We start from the raw sequence: 14923 nt of genomic DNA, 5'->3' as shown, positions 1-14923 counted from the left end.
CCAGCCCCTGCCATTGGCGCAGCACTTCTTCCTGGGTGGCACTGGCCAGGGACGCCACCGTAGGAAAATGATCCAGCCAGTTTTCATAGTACGGCCGGACGGCTTCGACTTTCGTCTGCTGCAGCATAATTTCTGAAACCCATACTTTATACGGATCACGCGGCGAAGTGCGCCAGGGCAGGTCACGGCGGTGAGTCCGGAACCAGCCGAGCAGCAGCTGCGGCCAGTCATGGGCTGTTTCGTTGTGTATCGTCATAAACGGTTCATACCTCTGTTTTTTCAATGTAATCACACCGGAATGCCAGTCTGGCTCCGGTGCTTTATATTATACCACATCCCCTGCCATATATCGTATTTGAAAAAGCGTATCTCTATGCTACAATATACGGTAGGTATTAGTAAAGGAGTCCGTCATAATGGAACACAATCCGTCATTACATACATTGATATACAATCTGGACCTGGGCAGGACAAAGCCGGATACGGTGCACCGCGACGCGTCGTACTGCCCGTTCTGCGATGTGGCACATTTAAAAAACATCATGGAAACGCGGGGACACATGATATGGCTGGAAAATGCCTATCCGGTCCTCAAGGATTCCTGGCAGACACTAATCATCGAAAGTGACGACTGCGACGGTGAATTTTGTGAATATACGCCGGATTATGCCACAAAGCTCATCGATTTCGGTCTGGAAAAGTGGCAGCAGGTCAAAGAAATGGGGCGCTTCCGTTCCGTCGTTTTTTACAGGAATCACGGTTACATGTCCGGTGGAACTATTCATCATCCCCATTCCCAGATAGTCGGATTTGAAAACTATGATTATCATGACGACATCAAGCTCTACCATCTCCTGGGGACGCCCATCATCGAAGAAGACGGTCTGGAAATCAATCTTTCAACCCGTCCCATCATCGGCTTTTATGAAGTCAACCTGATTCTTGAAAACAAGGAAAAACTGCCAGAGTTCGTTCGCTATATGCAGCTCGTCGCCCACTACTTCATCCACGATTTCGTGTGGCGCAACGAAAGCTATAACATCTTTTTCTACGATTTTCCCGGTGACAGCCGGCTCTTTGTCAAAATAGTCCCACGTTTTCTTACCAATCCGCTGTACGTAGGATATATGATTGCCCAGGTCGCCAACAAGGGACATCAGCAGCGGGTTATAGAAAAACTGCGTACCATTTTATCGGAAAGGAAATAATATATGCGTTTATTTGCAATCGGTGATTTACATCTGTCCGGCAATCCGCCTAAAAAGCCCATGGAGGTCTTTGGTCCCCGCTGGATCAATCACTGGCAGCGGATCCGGGAAGACTGGCTCAGCCGTGTCCATGAAGACGACGTCGTCCTCATCGCCGGTGATACATCGTGGGCCATGCATCTTAAAGAAGCTCAGGAAGATCTCGACGAAATCCGGGAACTTCCCGGCACGAAATATATCATCCGCGGCAATCACGATTACTGGTGGGAAAGTGCCGGCAAGTTAAACCGCCTCGATGAAGGAAAGGGCATGCACTACTTATACGGCAGCACCGTCACTCTCGACGAAGGCCGCATCGCTGTCTGCGGTACTCATGGCTGGGTCTGCCCCGGCGACATCCACTACCATGAAGAAAAAGACGCCAAACCTTACCGCCGGGAACTGCTCCGCGTCGAACGGTGCCTGCAGGAAGCGGCAGCACTGAATTGTGAGCACACAATTCTGCTTCTCCACTACCCGCCGGTCTGTGATCTGACAAGACCCAGCGGTTTTACAGAGCTTCTGGAAAAGTATCACGTTCCTCTGTGCGTGTTCGGCCATCTCCACGGCATGCAGCCCAACACCATGTTTCCCCGCAGATATAACGGGACATTGCTGCAGCTCGTCTCTGCCGATTACCGGGACTGCCAGCTGCTGGAAATTACATTTGATGATAAAGGAGAAGAACCATGAGCCAGATTGCCCAGAAACATCTATTAGCCGGGTTCATCTTCGGCGATAAAGAAAATAACGAATACATCTATCTGCCCGGTGGCGAAGTCGGCACGGAACATCCACTCTGCGTGTATGAACACGATGGTTCCCGGGAAGATATTCCCCTGGAAGAAGCAGGCTATCTCGTCGGCCATCTGACGCTGAAGCCGTGCAGTCATCCCGTGCTGGGAAAAAAGTCGTTTTAATGCAATATGAGGCCGCAGCATAATGACATGAACCATTCATTTTGCTGCGGCCTCCTTTATTTGCCGTTCATAGCAATTTTTCGACAGTCATCCAAATGAAACGAATCAGCAGGCTTTCAGGGTAAACCAGAATGTCACGCCGTCTGGTTCATTGTACACGCCATACGTTTCATGGTGCAGTTTCAATAAGGCTGCCACGATTCCCAAGCCCAGACCATGACCGCCAAAAATACGCTGGGATTTGCGGGTCCTGGCGGCATCTACTTTATAGAACGGTTCCCAGACGCGGCTCAGGTCCTGCTCCGGTATCTGGATTCCCTGATTGTAGATGCTTATGGTATAACGGTCTCCCGAACGGACGGCAGAAAGAATAATACGTCGTCCGTTTTCCGTATAGTCGATAGCATTGGAAAGGAAATTGCTAAGGACTGTATCAATGCGTTCCGGATCAGCGTAGACAACCATTTCTTCAGGCAGGCAGCACGAAAACTGAATTTCTTTTTCCCTCAGGACCCCTTCGAAGCGACAATGCGCTTCTTCTACGAGAGCCCGGAAATCAAACTCCGTCATATCAATGCGGAACGTCCCCGTTTCCAGCCGTGACAGGTTGAGCAGGTCCTTCACCAGATGATCCATCTTCATCGTCTCACTGTGTATGACCTTGCAGTAATGCTGCCTCGTCGATTCATCCACATCGAGACTGTCCAGTCCTTCGGCATATCCCTGGATAAGGGCCAGCGGTGTCTTCAGCTCATGGGACACGGCAGAAATAAATTCTTTACGCATCTTTTCCACTTCGTTGGCTTTTTTGAGCTGTATTTCCAGTTCGCTATTCGCCTGTTTGAGCTCTGTAAGGGCCGTATTCAGCTGATCGGACAGATTATTCAGGCTCTGGCCCAGTTCCCCGATTTCATCATTGCGCGTATTCATCCATTTATGGGAAAAGTCGAGATGGGCCATAGCAACAGACAGCTTTTTCAGATGAATCAACGGCTTCGTCAGGGCATTGGTAAACAGAATGGAACCGATGATGGCAACAAACAGCCATATGATACCGCACAATGCAACGAAATTCTGCACGACGACAACGGTCGCTTCCAGTGGTTCCAGCGGTTGGGAAACAATAACGTAACTATTACGGTCTTCGTCTACAGGATAGATATAACTGATGAATCGCATGTGATCGTCCCGGCCGTCAATGTAAATTTCATTAGTTTCATCCTGGCTTAAGGCTTCGCCATTGAACAGTTTGCGCATGATGGTGACATGCCGTGGCTCTTTCATCGGCTGCTCTTCCCCATCGGGATTGAGCCTTTTCAGTCCTGGGGCAGTAAATTCCTGCTGTCCCTTGAATGACGGTCTTCCCAGTACAGCTTTCCGGTTCGGCATGGACGAATACACAAGATGCTGATTGTCCACGATATAAATGACAGAACTGTTCTGCTGGCTAAGGCGGTCGAACTGTTCTGCATTATCGGTCCCGGCTTCGTGGTACATGCGGCCGATATCCTTGGACATAGATATAAGTGTGTCCTTCCTGTATTCCAGATAAAAAGTCTTAAAACCTATCCCGATAGCCAGCATGAGCAGCAGCGCCGACAAAATCGTAAAGGCAGCAAGGAAAAAGCATGTTTTTTTGCGCAGTGATATCTTCATCATTTCGACGCTTCGTAACGGTACCCGTAACCACGTACGGTTTTAATGACATATCCTTTGTCACCGAGTTTAATGCGCAGTCTGTTAATATGCGTATCGACCGTGCGAAGATCGCCGTAATATTCATAATTCCAGACTTTATTGAGAATCTGGCGGCGGCTCAGCGCTTTGCCGGCATTGGTCATGAGATAGTTGAGCAGTTTATATTCTGTCGGACTGAGATCAACGTTTTTGCCATCGATGACGACCTGACGGGCATCTCGGTCAATAGATACACCTTCAGCCGCCTGGGGTTGTTCTTCTTCAGCCTGTACACGGCGCAGCAGCGCTTTTATTTTGGCTACGAGAATTTTGGGGCTGAAAGGTTTGGTTATATATTCATCGACACCCAGATCGTAGGCAAATAGCTGGTCTATTTCTTCACCTTTCGCCGTCAGCATCATAATAGGTACAGTCGATTCCCGGCGGATTTCCCGGCAGACCGTCCACCCGTCGTATCCAGGCATCATGACATCGAGAAGAATCAGATCCGGATGTTCTGACCGGTATTTTTCCAATGCTTCTTTTCCATCAGCAGCTTCTACGATTTCATAGCCTTCTGGTTTTAAAAAATCAATGACCAGCTGCCTCATCAATTGTTCATCATCGGCAATCAGTATCTTTTCCATAATCTTCTCCTATTCTATTTTAATAATCTGCCTGCGTTCGGGCAGCTTTATCAGCAGTTGTCCGATATCAGTTCCCCCTATCGTCAGATGAGGGGCAATTTCCTGCAATGGCACGAGGACAAAAGCCCGCTGTGTCAGATATGGATGGGGCAGTGTCAGCTCCGCGGTCCGGCAGGTCACGTCAGGACTGTACACGAGGTCTATATCGATCGTGCGGGCTCCCCATTTTTCGTGCCGTACCCGGCCCAATGCCGTTTCCACAGCCTGACACTTCCGGAGAAATTCCACGACAGGGAGCGATGTCTCTGCCAGTGCTGCCGCATTGATGAACGGCGGCTGATTCTCTTTTCCCCAGGGCGGAGTTTCATAAAAGGATGATACAGCAGCCAGACGCACCCCGTCAAGAGCCGATATGGCACGGACCGCCTGCTGCAGCGTTTCCTTCCGTCTGCCCAGATTGGCCCCCAGGCTCAGATAGACCCTGATCACGACCGGCTCCGCCTGATGACAAAGGTCACATCATCAAAATGACCGTCAATGGGCGCCTGCGGCTTGTGGAGTGTCACTTCCACCGCCTGTATCCTGTGATACGTATCAAGTACCGTATCGGCAATAACGGCAGCTACTTTTTCGATCAGTTTGTATGGCCTGCCTTCGACGATTTCCTGTACTGTCGTATAGACGGCACTATAATCTACCGTATCTTTAATACTGTCACTTTGTACGGCATCGCTTGTATCCAGTTCCATGACCAGATCGACGGAAAAAGGCTGCCCCTTTCTCGTTTCTTCCGGAAATACGCCGTGATACCCATAAAAATGCAATCCTTTTAATACTATTTTATCCATAGGAATCTCCTTATCCATCTATTCCGGCCGTAATGCATCGGTCATTTTACACATGCGTGCTATAGGTCCGACGTCATGGACGCGGACGATAGCCGCCCCGTCGAGTACACCGGCTACACAGGTTGCACCTGTTCCTTCCATGCGTTCCGTCACAGGAAGATCCAGGATGCGTCCGATGAACCCTTTACGGCTCGTACCGAGAAGCAGCGGATAAGGCAGGTCCGTCAGTTCGCGGAGATGTTTCATGACGTACACATTCTGTTCAAACGTCTTGCCAAACCCGATTCCCGGATCAGTAATAATGTTATCACGGCTGACACCGGCAGCGTCGGCAATAGCTACGGAGCGGGCAAAAAAAGCCTTCATATCGCCTATGATATCGCCGTATTCCGTCCCATCCTGATTGTGCATGACGATGACCGGCACGTCGAATTCAGCGGCGACGGCGGCCATTTCTCCCGGTTCCGGGGCGTATTGCAGTCCCCATATATCATTCATGATGTGGGCACCGCAGGACATGGCATAATGTGCCGTCTTGGCCTTGTAGGTATCGACCGATACGGGAACCGGGCAGTCTGATACGAGGCGGCGCAGGATGGGTTCCAGTCGGCTGATCTCTTCCTCTGCCGAAATAGGGGTAAATCCCGGCCGTGATGATTCGGCGCCAATGTCGATGATATCGGCACCGGCCGCTACCATATCTTCCATATGGTGAAGAGCCTTATCCACGTCATTCCAGCTCCCGCCGTCCGAAAAGGAATCGGGCGTATAATTCAATATGCCCATAATCAATGTCTTATCCCCGACAGTAAGAGTCTTGCCATCTTTCCAGTGATACGTGCGATGTTGTCTTGTCATTCCTGTGCATCCCCTTCCATAAGCAGTTTCCATGCCTGATGCCCTGCATCGGTACCGTCGGCCAGACATCCCAGCCCGGCCTGGGTAATAATATCTGAATCGCCGCCCAGATGATTGCGCATGGAAAGGCACAAATGAGTCCCCCGGACGATGACCAGGGCACCTCTGGCCCCCAGTCCATCCTGAACGGCTTTACATATTTCATAGGTAAACCGTTCCTGAAGCTGCGGTCTGCGGGCCAGTACGTCTACCACTTCGGCAAAGTGGCCAAACCCGGCTATTTTTCCTTCTGCCGGATAATACGCGATGTGAACGATGCCAAAAAAAGGCAGCAGGTGATGTTCACACATGGAATAAAACCGGATGTTGCGTACGGCAACCAGCCCGTCCGACTGGGTAGGGATTAATTCACCCCAGCAGTTTTCCGGATTTTCTTTCAAACCAGAAAAGAAATGGGAAAAGGCCATAGCTACCCTGTACGGTGTTTTTTCCATGCCGAGTTGTTTGAGGTCCAGTCCCAGAGCCTGCAGAAAATCTCCCGCGGCCTGTACGGCCTTTTCGTTCACCTCAGTCTGCTCCGTCATATGTTTTGAAAAATCAGTCATGACTATACTTCCTTACATTGTAATATAATAAGTTGCAATAAATATCAAGCCGCCGACAATGATCATGAACGGACTGGCATACTGCTGCAGCGTCGTCTGTTCGTGATACAAATAGATTTCTTCAGGTTTTTGCGGATTGTAGCGGATATCGACGGTATCGCCAGCTTCAAAGCTCCACTCACTGTTGCCGAAGGTATAGCGGGCCGTATACTGCTCTGCTCCCGCCTGAAAGCGGATGACGGGGTAATACATATCGCCGCTTTTATTTTTCTGTACGTCAAACTGCACCACTGTGCCCGTTGCCGGAACCGTACAATGCCTCGTCAGGGCACGCAGCCGCCAGCCATGCCAGGTGCCGATACCGATGAACAGCACGCCAAGGACAGCTGGTACATAATAGAAAATGCTCATTGCGCCATGTCTCCTTCTAAGAGGATGGAAACCCTCTCTTAACTATCTCTACATGTGTCTTAAAATATGATACAATAAAAAGCTGAAAGTATCTAGTGAAAACTTATATGAATGAGGTGCGAGATGTCAAAACGTTTTATACAGTCTATTAATTATATGCGTGGCCTTTGTATGCTGGGAGTCATCGGGATCCACGTCGGCTCCGTAGCCCTTCTCAGCCCCTCTCCCAATCTGGGACTGGTCGCCGTGCTGGAAATTCTCTCCCGCTTTTCCGTTCCGGCCTTTTTTTTCCTGTCCGCTTTCGGCATGTTCCTCAGCCAGCCTCTCAATCAGCCCTTTGTATACAAAGAGTACCTGAAGCGCCGCCTGCGCACGGTCCTAATCCCTTACCTCTCCTGGTCCTTATTTTACATGTTGTACGTTTCCGTCATCGGCCATAATTTTACTCTGTTCCATCCCGGACAGTTCATCCGTACACTCTGGTACGGCCTGGCCATGTATCACATCTATTTTCTCGTCATTCTCCTGTGGTTCTATTTTCTCATGCCCCTCTGGCGGCCCCTTTTGCGCTGGATGGATAAGAAACCGGCCCTGTCCTTTACCATTCTCTTTTTCGCCAACATGATATTTAACTTCTATTCCAGTTATATCTGGAATTTTCATTTTGCCAGCCCGATTCTGCAGGATGCCTTCAATTACCGCCTCAATTACGTCGTCCTTCATTATCTGTTCATCTTCCTGTTCGGCGCTTTTACGGCAGAACACTTTTCCGCCGTCTGCGACTGGCTTAAAAATCACGGACTTCTGGTCAATCTCTTCCAGGGGCTTTCCACAGCAGGCATGCTGGCCGCTTATTACGGCATCATGTACTATAAGGGCTATGATGCCCTGTCTGCCGTGTTTACCATCCACCAGCTCAGTCCGGTAGGAATGGTTTATACTTTGTCTACGATGCTGTTCTGCCTGTACTGGTGGCAATGCCGTCCCGTGCCGCGTGCGGTGGATAAAGTGTTTTCTCTCCTGGGCGATTACTCCTATCCCATCTATCTGGTCCATCCCCTGTTTCTGGCACTGCTCACCCATCTGGCATCTCACTTTCATATTTTCCTGCGCAGTCTGTACATCATGGCCATCTACTGCATCGTAACTCTCCTGGCCATCGCCTTTTCCATCGTCGTCACCAAAGCTACACTGCCGCGGTGGCTGCGCATCTGCATCAAAGGAAAATAACCACATACATATAGACGCAGAAAAGAAGCGGCCGCATTAAGCATAAACACGTAATGCGGCCGCTTCCATTTTGTTATTTATTGAGTTTTTCCAGTACTTTCTGCAGTACTTCATCGGCCATGCGGGCCCGTGCCTTGATGACATTATTGCCGTTCTTGATGGATTCGGGATAAAAACTGCTTTTATACTTGCTCTTTTTCGTCTTTGTTACCATTTCCTTGAGCTGGATGGTCTGTTCATCCACGTTGTAGACATAGGTGCAGTAATCCGTCGAATCACCAGCTTTTTCTACCGTATGGAAGGTAAGAGTCTGCATGCCTGCCGGATAGGAAATCTTCGCTGAGCTCATATCAATAGTCGTAAACTGATTGTACTGCCACACTTCTTCCTTGGCAAAAGCCGTAACGGATACAGCCAGGGACAAAACCAGGGCAGCCAGTATTTTTTTCATTTTCAAGAAGAACACCGCCTTTATGTTTACTATGAACTATCGTTTGTTCTATTATACCATATCTTTTCCAATTTCTGTCAATGGCAGAAAAACTGAGACAAAACCGTAACCTGAAAGTATCTGTCAACGGTTGTCGATGGTTTCCGGATAGAGATCGTGCTGAGACAGGCGCTGCCAGGCTACCTGCTCCCAGGGAGTCCCGGCACGGCCGTAATTGCAGTACGGGTCGATGCTGATGCCGCCACGGGGCAGGAATTTCCCCCACACCTCAATGTATTTCGGGTCCATGGCATGGATCAGGTCGTCCATGATGATGTTGACACAGTCTTCGTGGAAGTCCCCGTGATTGCGGAAACTAAACAGATAGAGCTTCAGCGATTTGCTTTCTACCATCCGCTGGTCCGGTACATACGAAATATACAAAGTAGCGTAATCGGGCTGTCCCGTCTTGGGGCAGAGACTGGTAAATTCGGGACAGTTGAACTTGACGAAATAGTCCCGGCCGGGATGTTTATTAATAAACGTTTCCAACAGTGATGGATCATAATCGAACGTATAGGCTGTATGCTGATTTCCCAGAGACGTAACTCCCTGTAATTCTTCCTTTGTGCGGCTCATAAAAAAACTCCTTTCCTACAAAAAAAGTGCAAGAGTACGGCACGTATACAAGCGGTACGCGCACCGGCTCTTACACCCTATTTACCAAATGACTTTCCCCAGGACGTGATCAACCGGGACCGGCCCGATGAAGCGGCTGTCACTGCTGTGGTTACGGTTATCGCCCATGCAGAAGACATATCCTTCCGGCACCTGGACCTCCCCTTTGCGGCTATAAGTCATGGGTTCATTGATATACGGTTCATCCAGAGCCTCACCGTTGCGCCATACTTTGCCGTCATGGAAAGCCAGCGTGTCGCCCGGGCGGCCAATGACCCGTTTTACCCAGACATTCTTCGTCTGGAAGCGGGAGCTGAACAGGGCCAGATAATTGTCCATTGGTTCGGCTACGTCATCTTTCCACGTCCGGGGATAGCCGACGCGGCTGTCGATGATGACGATGTCACCGTAATTGGGTACATCTCCCATAATATGTCCCATTTTTGAAATAATCAGATATTCACCGTTATGCAGGGTCGGCACCATGGATTCACCTGAAACCCGTGTCGGCTGCAAAAAGAATATATGGATAACCATGGCAATGGCCAGCGCAATGACAATGGCATAGAGCCATTCCAATATTTCATGTAATACCGTATTCACTATATGTTCCTCCTCGCGTACTTATATATTGTAGCAAAGAGGCCCCTATAAAGCAAGCAATATTTCCACGGCGGCCGGTAAGAACAGGCGTCTTACAACTGTTCCAGGAGCCAGGGAATACGGCTTTCGCCAACGACGGAAATGCCCTCTTTCCTGAACAGGGCCGCTGTCACGCCATCACCTTCTGTAAGAGTGCGCGTAAACGTGCCGTCGTAAATGCAGCAGCTGCCACAGGACGGGCTTTTCTCCTTGAGGACGGCCCAGCGGCAGCCATATAGCCGGGCCAGGCGCAGTGCCTCTCGTGCTCCCCGTTCATACTCAGCGGTCACATCGCGCCCTTCCCGGGTAAACACGCCGTTTTTTGATCGTTCCGCTGCTGGTCTCGGCGTAGCCAGGCCTCCGGCCTGTTCCGGACAGACGGGAATGAGCACGATGTCTTTCCGGCTGCACAATGGGGTAATCTCCGGATACTCCCGGCATTGCCCGTCATAACGGCAGGATTGCCCTAAGAGACAGGCACTGATGATAATAAACTGCATAAATCGCATCTCCTTTCACATTACGAAAGAAAAATTTGTATGTTAAATTTTATGATGCAGAATATAATTCTATATCGCGGCATGATATTTGACAGGTAATTTATCATAAACATTGGATAAACCCTTGTATTTACAGTATTTTATTTCTCCATTCATTCATTTTCGCAAAGGCAAGAATTATTAAAACTATATTAAATTTCATATTGTGAAATTGAAAAAGTCATTTCCAGATACTATAATTGGAGCCGCAACAGAAAAGTATCTGTGTTATTAAGAGAGGGGATCATCCAATGAAAACAAAACAGCGCAATACAGCCGATCTTTTAGTCGAATGTCTGGAAGAAGAAGGCGTTCATTATATTTTTGGCATTCCCGGCGAAGAAAACCTCGCCATCATGGAAGCACTGAAAAGATCTAAAATAGAATTCATCACTGTCCGTCACGAACAGGGCGCCGCCTTTATGGCTGACGTCTATGGCAGACTGACCGGCAAGGCCGGCGTCTGCATGGCAACTCTCGGGCCGGGGGCGACAAACCTCATCACCGGCGTTGCCGATGCCGACTGCGACGGGGCGCCGCTAGTTGCTATTTCCGGTCAGGTAGGCACAGACAAGATGCACATTACGGCCCATCAGTATCTGGACCTGCGCTCTATGTTTGAACCGATCACCCGCCGCGCCTATACGGTCGTCCGGCCTGATACGATGGCAGAAATCACACGGCTCGCCTTTAAATATGCCGAACGGGAAAAACCAGGTGCTACCTTCATCGACCTGCCGGTCAATATCAGTAAAATGCCCGTCGGTGACGACGAAAGGCCACTGCAGCGCAAGACCATCCAGCCGGAAACGGCCCTGGAAGCGCAGATTGAAGCCGCTGCATCCATGATTTCCTATGCCAAGAATCCGGTCATCCTCGCCGGAAGCAGCGTTATCCGCAGCCATGCCACAGAAATGCTCACTAAATTTGCAGAAAAGCTGAAACTGCCGGTTATCAATACGATGATGGCCAAAGGGGCTATTCCCTTTGACAATCCCTATTCGATGTGGACCGTCGGCATCCCCATGGACGATTATCAGACGAAGATGTTGGAAAAAGCCAGCCTGGTCATCGCCATCGGCTACGATATCATCGAATACGCCCCGGCTAAATGGCACATGTCCAACGCCGATATCATCCATATCGATACGATGCCGGCCGACATCAACAAAAATTACCAGCCCGAAGTGGAAGTCGTCGGCAATATTCCCGATGCGCTGGAACGGATCATGAATAAAGCAGCCCGCCTGCAGGAACCGGTCCCCTTCCTCAATCTGCGGAAACAGATGGTCGAAGAACATGAAAGCTATGCCCAGGACCTTTCCTATCCTGTCAAGCCGCAGAAAGCACTCATCGACTGCCGGCGCGTCATGGACAAGGATGATATCGTCATCTCCGATGTAGGGGCCAATAAGGTCTGGGTTGCCCGCCATTATAACTGCTATAAGCCCAATACATGCATCATCTCCAACGGATTCGCCACCATGGGTCTGGCCGTCCCCGGCGCTATTGCCGCAAAACTGGTCCATCCTGACAGAAAAGTGCTGGCCATCACTGGTGATGCCGGCTTCATGATGAACTGCCAGGAATTCGAAACGGCTCACCGGCTGGGAACGAATTTCGTCACCCTCATCTTCAATGACCGCAGCTACGGCCTGATCAAATGGAAGCAGGACATGCAGTACGGCCATCACGAATACGTCGATTTCACCAATCCTGATTTCGTGAAATTTGCCGAAAGCATGGGGGCCATCGGTTACCGCATCGAAAAGGCGGAAGACCTGCTGCCGACGCTCATCAAAGCCTTCAAGCAGGATAAACCAGTCATCATCGACTGCCCCATCGATTACAGTGAAAATATGAAACTGACCCATCATCTGGAAGAACTGATGAAGGAACTTTGAGAAAGGTGATCTTACGAAAAAATGCCGCTATGAACGCGGCATTTTTTTTGCATTTTCCAGCGCAGACAGCAGTGTATAGGGAAGATGCTGATCTTCTTCGTCGTGACCGAAGATAACGGCTATTTCAACGAAATCGCCATGCTGCCAGGCCAGAACATAAATGGACTCGGTAAAATAAGACTGGTTGATGAGCAGTACGTGACGCAGCCGGCTTTCATAGAACGTCGTCCCCCGCACTTTCCGTGCCGTGAATGGCTGAACCAGTTCAAATTCTGATGGGAGAGAAATACGGAGCCGGTTATTGGCATGGCTGGCCAGCGTCTGCACCGACGGACGGCTGCCAATATCGCGGAGATAGGCATTCTCCTGCTGTTTTCCTTCTACGGCCGCTTCCACCTGCCAGATGTCAAGGCTGTAGCGCAACATGTATCCGTATTGAAAACTGGCATCATCCTTTTCTACAATCTGCCAGCATACCGGTTCGGCCGGATATATTTCTTCCAGCATACGTACGACATCATTGCCATAGGACCGGGCTGTCAGAAACGGCTGCGTCCCTTCTTCCATCGTGATATCCGGAGGCACTGTCACGATTCCCCAGTTGTCAAACCGCGTTTCCACGCCTTTATCTTTATCTTTCGCCATTACAGGCAGGCTCAGGCAGATAAGAGCCAGAGCCAGAAGACACCATTTACCCTTCACGAGCTACCCTTCCTTCTCCTATTGCTTACAAGTATAATTCATTGTACCGTATTTCTTTTATAAAGTCCACTGGCCGGACCCGTCCTATTCATTCTGCGCACAATATGGTACAATAAAATAAAAAAATGAATAGCGAGGGATGAAATAATGGATTTCACACTTACTCTGCAATCTTCTGCAGAAACAACAGAAAAAGTTACCGAACAGAATACAGCTATCCGCTACGCCAGCGGCACGGCCCCCGTCTACGCCACACCGGCACTGGTAGGCCTCATGGAACACGCCGCCGTTCTGGCCGGTGATTCCCAGCTGCCGGAAGGCTATAGCACCGTCGGCATCTCCATGAACGTCAAGCACCTGTCGGCCACTCCTATTGGCCTTACAGTCCGTGCCAAAGCCGTCCTGACAGAACAGGACAGACGAAAACTGACCTTTACCATCCAGGCCTGGGATGATGCCGGACTCGTCGGGGAAGCCGTTCACGAACGGTTCATCATCGAATCGGCACCGTTTGTCGCCAAGGCGGAAAGCAAACTGAAAAAATAACTTCGTAAGCAAAACCCCACAGGAAGGAATCATCCTCCTGCGGGGTTCTTCTATTTCTGCATCTCCTGCTTATCTACCCTTTTTGTCTTTATCCATTTCATGCTGCAGACGCACCAGATCCTGCAGCGTAATGTGATCGACGACATCGTTGATAGCCGTAGCCAGTTTCTTCCACACATACTCTACAGCGCACGGCGGCAGATCAGGGTTGATTTCCGGGACAGGTGACAAATCACCTTCCATCAGACGCAGTATTTCACCTATGGTAAACTCTTCAGGCGGCCGTGCCAACCGGTAGCCGCCAGCCGGACCGCGGGCACTGAATACCATGCCGCCCCGTCCCAAACGTGTGACAATCTGTTCCAGATACTTCTCGGAAAGATGCTGGTGATCCGCTATCCCCTTGATGGAAATATAGCGGGGCTCCTGTTCGTGCATAGCCAGTTCCAGCATCAGACGCAATGCATAACGACCACGGGTAGATATTTTCATGGAGATTACCTCTTCTCACTATTGGGTAATAACGGCTAAGATATCTCCTGTCTTAACGTTATCACCGACCTGGACACGGATTTCATGAAGGGTTCCATCAGCTGTGGCAGTAATATCGTTCTGCATCTTCATCGCTTCCAGTACGACCAGTACATCACCTCTCTTGACTGACGCACCACTTTCTGCCTTGACTGCGGAAATCTTGCCCGGCATAGGAGCTTTTACCGTGATGGCTCCTTCCGGAACCGGGCCTTTGGGAACAACCGGCGCTGCCGGAGCCGGCTGGGCTGCCGGTGCTTTCTGTACAGGCTGCGCGGCTGGAGACGGTGCCGGAGCTGCAGCAGGAGCAGCCGGCGCAGCTGCCTTCTGAGGGGCGCCAACTTCTTCTACTTCTACTTCATAGGTCTTGCCATTGACAGTTACGTTAAATTTTTTCATTATACTAATTCCTCCTGGAGTCCAATTTCTCTTATCTCATACCAGCCAGACGGCCTGCCATGACCCAGCCACGGCTCTGATGCGGCCGGGTTGTATCCCGCCGTATCGA

Annotated in this window: 20 protein-coding genes and 1 pseudogene; 6 read left to right on the top strand and 15 right to left on the bottom strand. The window is 50.1% G+C overall.

The genetic code is table 11. The features are described 5' to 3' along the window. Positions 1–256 (bottom strand): annotated as a pseudogene (locus tag B4H10_RS00165) (A/G-specific adenine glycosylase); the annotation flags it as partial. Between the two features lie 160 nt (positions 257–416). Between B4H10_RS00165 and B4H10_RS00160 the strand changes: the two are divergent. The 3 genes from B4H10_RS00160 to B4H10_RS00150 are packed head-to-tail and all read left to right on the top strand — an operon-like array spanning position 417 to position 2167. Next, entirely contained in the window at positions 417–1208 is a 792-nt protein-coding gene (locus B4H10_RS00160; RefSeq protein WP_075582310.1) for a DUF4931 domain-containing protein, read from the top strand. A 3-nt stretch (positions 1209–1211) separates the two neighbouring features. Further along, positions 1212–1940 (top strand): metallophosphoesterase, encoded by a 729-nt coding sequence (locus B4H10_RS00155; protein WP_059077447.1) that lies wholly within the window; start codon positions 1212–1214, stop codon positions 1938–1940. Next, complete coding sequence (locus tag B4H10_RS00150) at positions 1937–2167, top strand: hypothetical protein (protein WP_059077446.1); 231 nt, start codon at positions 1937–1939, stop codon at positions 2165–2167. The genes B4H10_RS00155 and B4H10_RS00150 overlap by 4 nt, the downstream gene beginning before the upstream one ends. Positions 2168–2272: 105 nt before the next feature. Here the strand turns inward: B4H10_RS00150 and B4H10_RS00145 are convergent, their stop codons facing one another. Genes B4H10_RS00145 through B4H10_RS00115 form a run of 7 tightly spaced genes read right to left on the bottom strand, consistent with a single transcriptional unit; the run spans position 2273 to position 7213 of the window. Then, positions 2273–3826 carry a HAMP domain-containing sensor histidine kinase gene (locus B4H10_RS00145; RefSeq protein ID WP_170087408.1) on the bottom strand — a complete coding sequence of 518 codons (1554 nt, stop codon included), beginning with the start codon at positions 3824–3826 and terminating at the stop codon, positions 2273–2275. Continuing rightward, positions 3823–4491: a response regulator transcription factor gene (locus tag B4H10_RS00140; RefSeq protein ID WP_059077444.1), complete on the bottom strand. Its 669-nt coding sequence runs from the start codon at positions 4489–4491 to the stop codon at positions 3823–3825. Before B4H10_RS00140 ends, B4H10_RS00145 begins: the two co-directional genes overlap by 4 nt. A gap of 9 nt (positions 4492–4500) precedes the next feature. Further along, positions 4501–4980 (bottom strand): 2-amino-4-hydroxy-6-hydroxymethyldihydropteridine diphosphokinase, encoded by a 480-nt coding sequence (gene folK / locus B4H10_RS00135; protein ID WP_059077443.1) that lies wholly within the window; start codon positions 4978–4980, stop codon positions 4501–4503. Then, positions 4977–5339 (bottom strand): dihydroneopterin aldolase, encoded by a 363-nt coding sequence (gene folB / locus B4H10_RS00130; protein ID WP_075582306.1) that lies wholly within the window; start codon positions 5337–5339, stop codon positions 4977–4979. Before folB ends, folK begins: the two co-directional genes overlap by 4 nt. An 18-nt stretch (positions 5340–5357) precedes the next feature. Continuing rightward, positions 5358–6197, bottom strand: coding sequence for a dihydropteroate synthase (gene folP, locus B4H10_RS00125; RefSeq protein WP_292017957.1), 840 nt, complete (start codon positions 6195–6197; stop codon positions 5358–5360). Then, complete coding sequence (folE, locus tag B4H10_RS00120) at positions 6194–6802, bottom strand: GTP cyclohydrolase I (RefSeq protein ID WP_234995338.1); 609 nt, start codon at positions 6800–6802, stop codon at positions 6194–6196. Before folE ends, folP begins: the two co-directional genes overlap by 4 nt. Positions 6803–6814: 12 nt before the next feature. Next, positions 6815–7213 carry a DUF3592 domain-containing protein gene (locus B4H10_RS00115; RefSeq protein ID WP_059077440.1) on the bottom strand — a complete coding sequence of 133 codons (399 nt, stop codon included), beginning with the start codon at positions 7211–7213 and terminating at the stop codon, positions 6815–6817. 123 nt (positions 7214–7336) lie between these two features. Between B4H10_RS00115 and B4H10_RS00110 the strand changes: the two genes are divergently transcribed. Continuing rightward, positions 7337–8443: an acyltransferase gene (locus B4H10_RS00110; RefSeq protein WP_059077439.1), complete on the top strand. Its 1107-nt coding sequence runs from the start codon at positions 7337–7339 to the stop codon at positions 8441–8443. A gap of 73 nt (positions 8444–8516) precedes the next feature. Here B4H10_RS00110 and B4H10_RS00105 read toward each other — a convergent pair whose 3' ends face one another. The 4 genes from B4H10_RS00105 to B4H10_RS00090 form a co-directional block, all read right to left on the bottom strand. Beyond that, entirely contained in the window at positions 8517–8894 is a 378-nt protein-coding gene (locus tag B4H10_RS00105) for a hypothetical protein (protein ID WP_234995339.1), read from the bottom strand. Positions 8895–9017: 123 nt separating this feature from the next. After that, on the bottom strand, positions 9018–9512 hold the full coding sequence (gene queF, locus B4H10_RS00100) for a preQ(1) synthase (protein ID WP_075582304.1): 495 nt from the start codon (positions 9510–9512) through the stop codon (positions 9018–9020). An 81-nt stretch (positions 9513–9593) separates the two neighbouring features. Further along, on the bottom strand, positions 9594–10154 hold the full coding sequence (gene lepB / locus B4H10_RS00095) for a signal peptidase I (RefSeq protein ID WP_059077436.1): 561 nt from the start codon (positions 10152–10154) through the stop codon (positions 9594–9596). A 92-nt stretch (positions 10155–10246) separates the two neighbouring features. After that, on the bottom strand, positions 10247–10693 hold the full coding sequence (locus B4H10_RS00090) for a DUF523 domain-containing protein (protein ID WP_059077435.1): 447 nt from the start codon (positions 10691–10693) through the stop codon (positions 10247–10249). Between the two features lie 290 nt (positions 10694–10983). Here B4H10_RS00090 and B4H10_RS00085 point away from each other — a divergent pair, with 290 nt between their 5' ends. Continuing rightward, the gene (locus B4H10_RS00085) at positions 10984–12636 is read left to right on the top strand and encodes an acetolactate synthase large subunit (protein ID WP_292017956.1); all 1653 of its coding nucleotides are present in this window, start codon (positions 10984–10986) and stop codon (positions 12634–12636) included. A 27-nt stretch (positions 12637–12663) separates the two neighbouring features. Here B4H10_RS00085 and B4H10_RS00080 read toward each other — a convergent pair whose 3' ends face one another. Continuing rightward, entirely contained in the window at positions 12664–13338 is a 675-nt protein-coding gene (locus B4H10_RS00080) for a hypothetical protein (protein WP_292017955.1), read from the bottom strand. 147 nt (positions 13339–13485) lie between these two features. Here B4H10_RS00080 and B4H10_RS00075 point away from each other — a divergent pair, with 147 nt between their 5' ends. Next, a complete protein-coding gene (locus tag B4H10_RS00075; protein ID WP_075582300.1) occupies positions 13486–13884 on the top strand; it encodes a thioesterase family protein in 399 nt (132 codons plus the stop codon). Positions 13885–13953: 69 nt separating this feature from the next. On the opposite strand, the gene B4H10_RS00070 is transcribed toward B4H10_RS00075, so the two are convergent. Together B4H10_RS00070 and B4H10_RS00065 are read right to left on the bottom strand one after the other, a co-directional pair. Continuing rightward, entirely contained in the window at positions 13954–14376 is a 423-nt protein-coding gene (locus B4H10_RS00070) for an RrF2 family transcriptional regulator (RefSeq protein ID WP_059077431.1), read from the bottom strand. Positions 14377–14394: 18 nt separating this feature from the next. Further along, positions 14395–14814, bottom strand: a complete 420-nt coding sequence (locus B4H10_RS00065; RefSeq protein WP_059077430.1) for a biotin/lipoyl-containing protein — start codon at positions 14812–14814, stop codon at positions 14395–14397. Positions 14815–14923: the final 109 nt, after the last annotated feature.

It is taken from the genome of Megasphaera sp. UBA4382, assembly GCF_002391155.1.
GTDB classification, from domain to species: domain Bacteria; phylum Bacillota; class Negativicutes; order Veillonellales; family Megasphaeraceae; genus Megasphaera; species Megasphaera hexanoica.
This window is presented reverse-complemented; position numbering and strand designations above follow the sequence as displayed.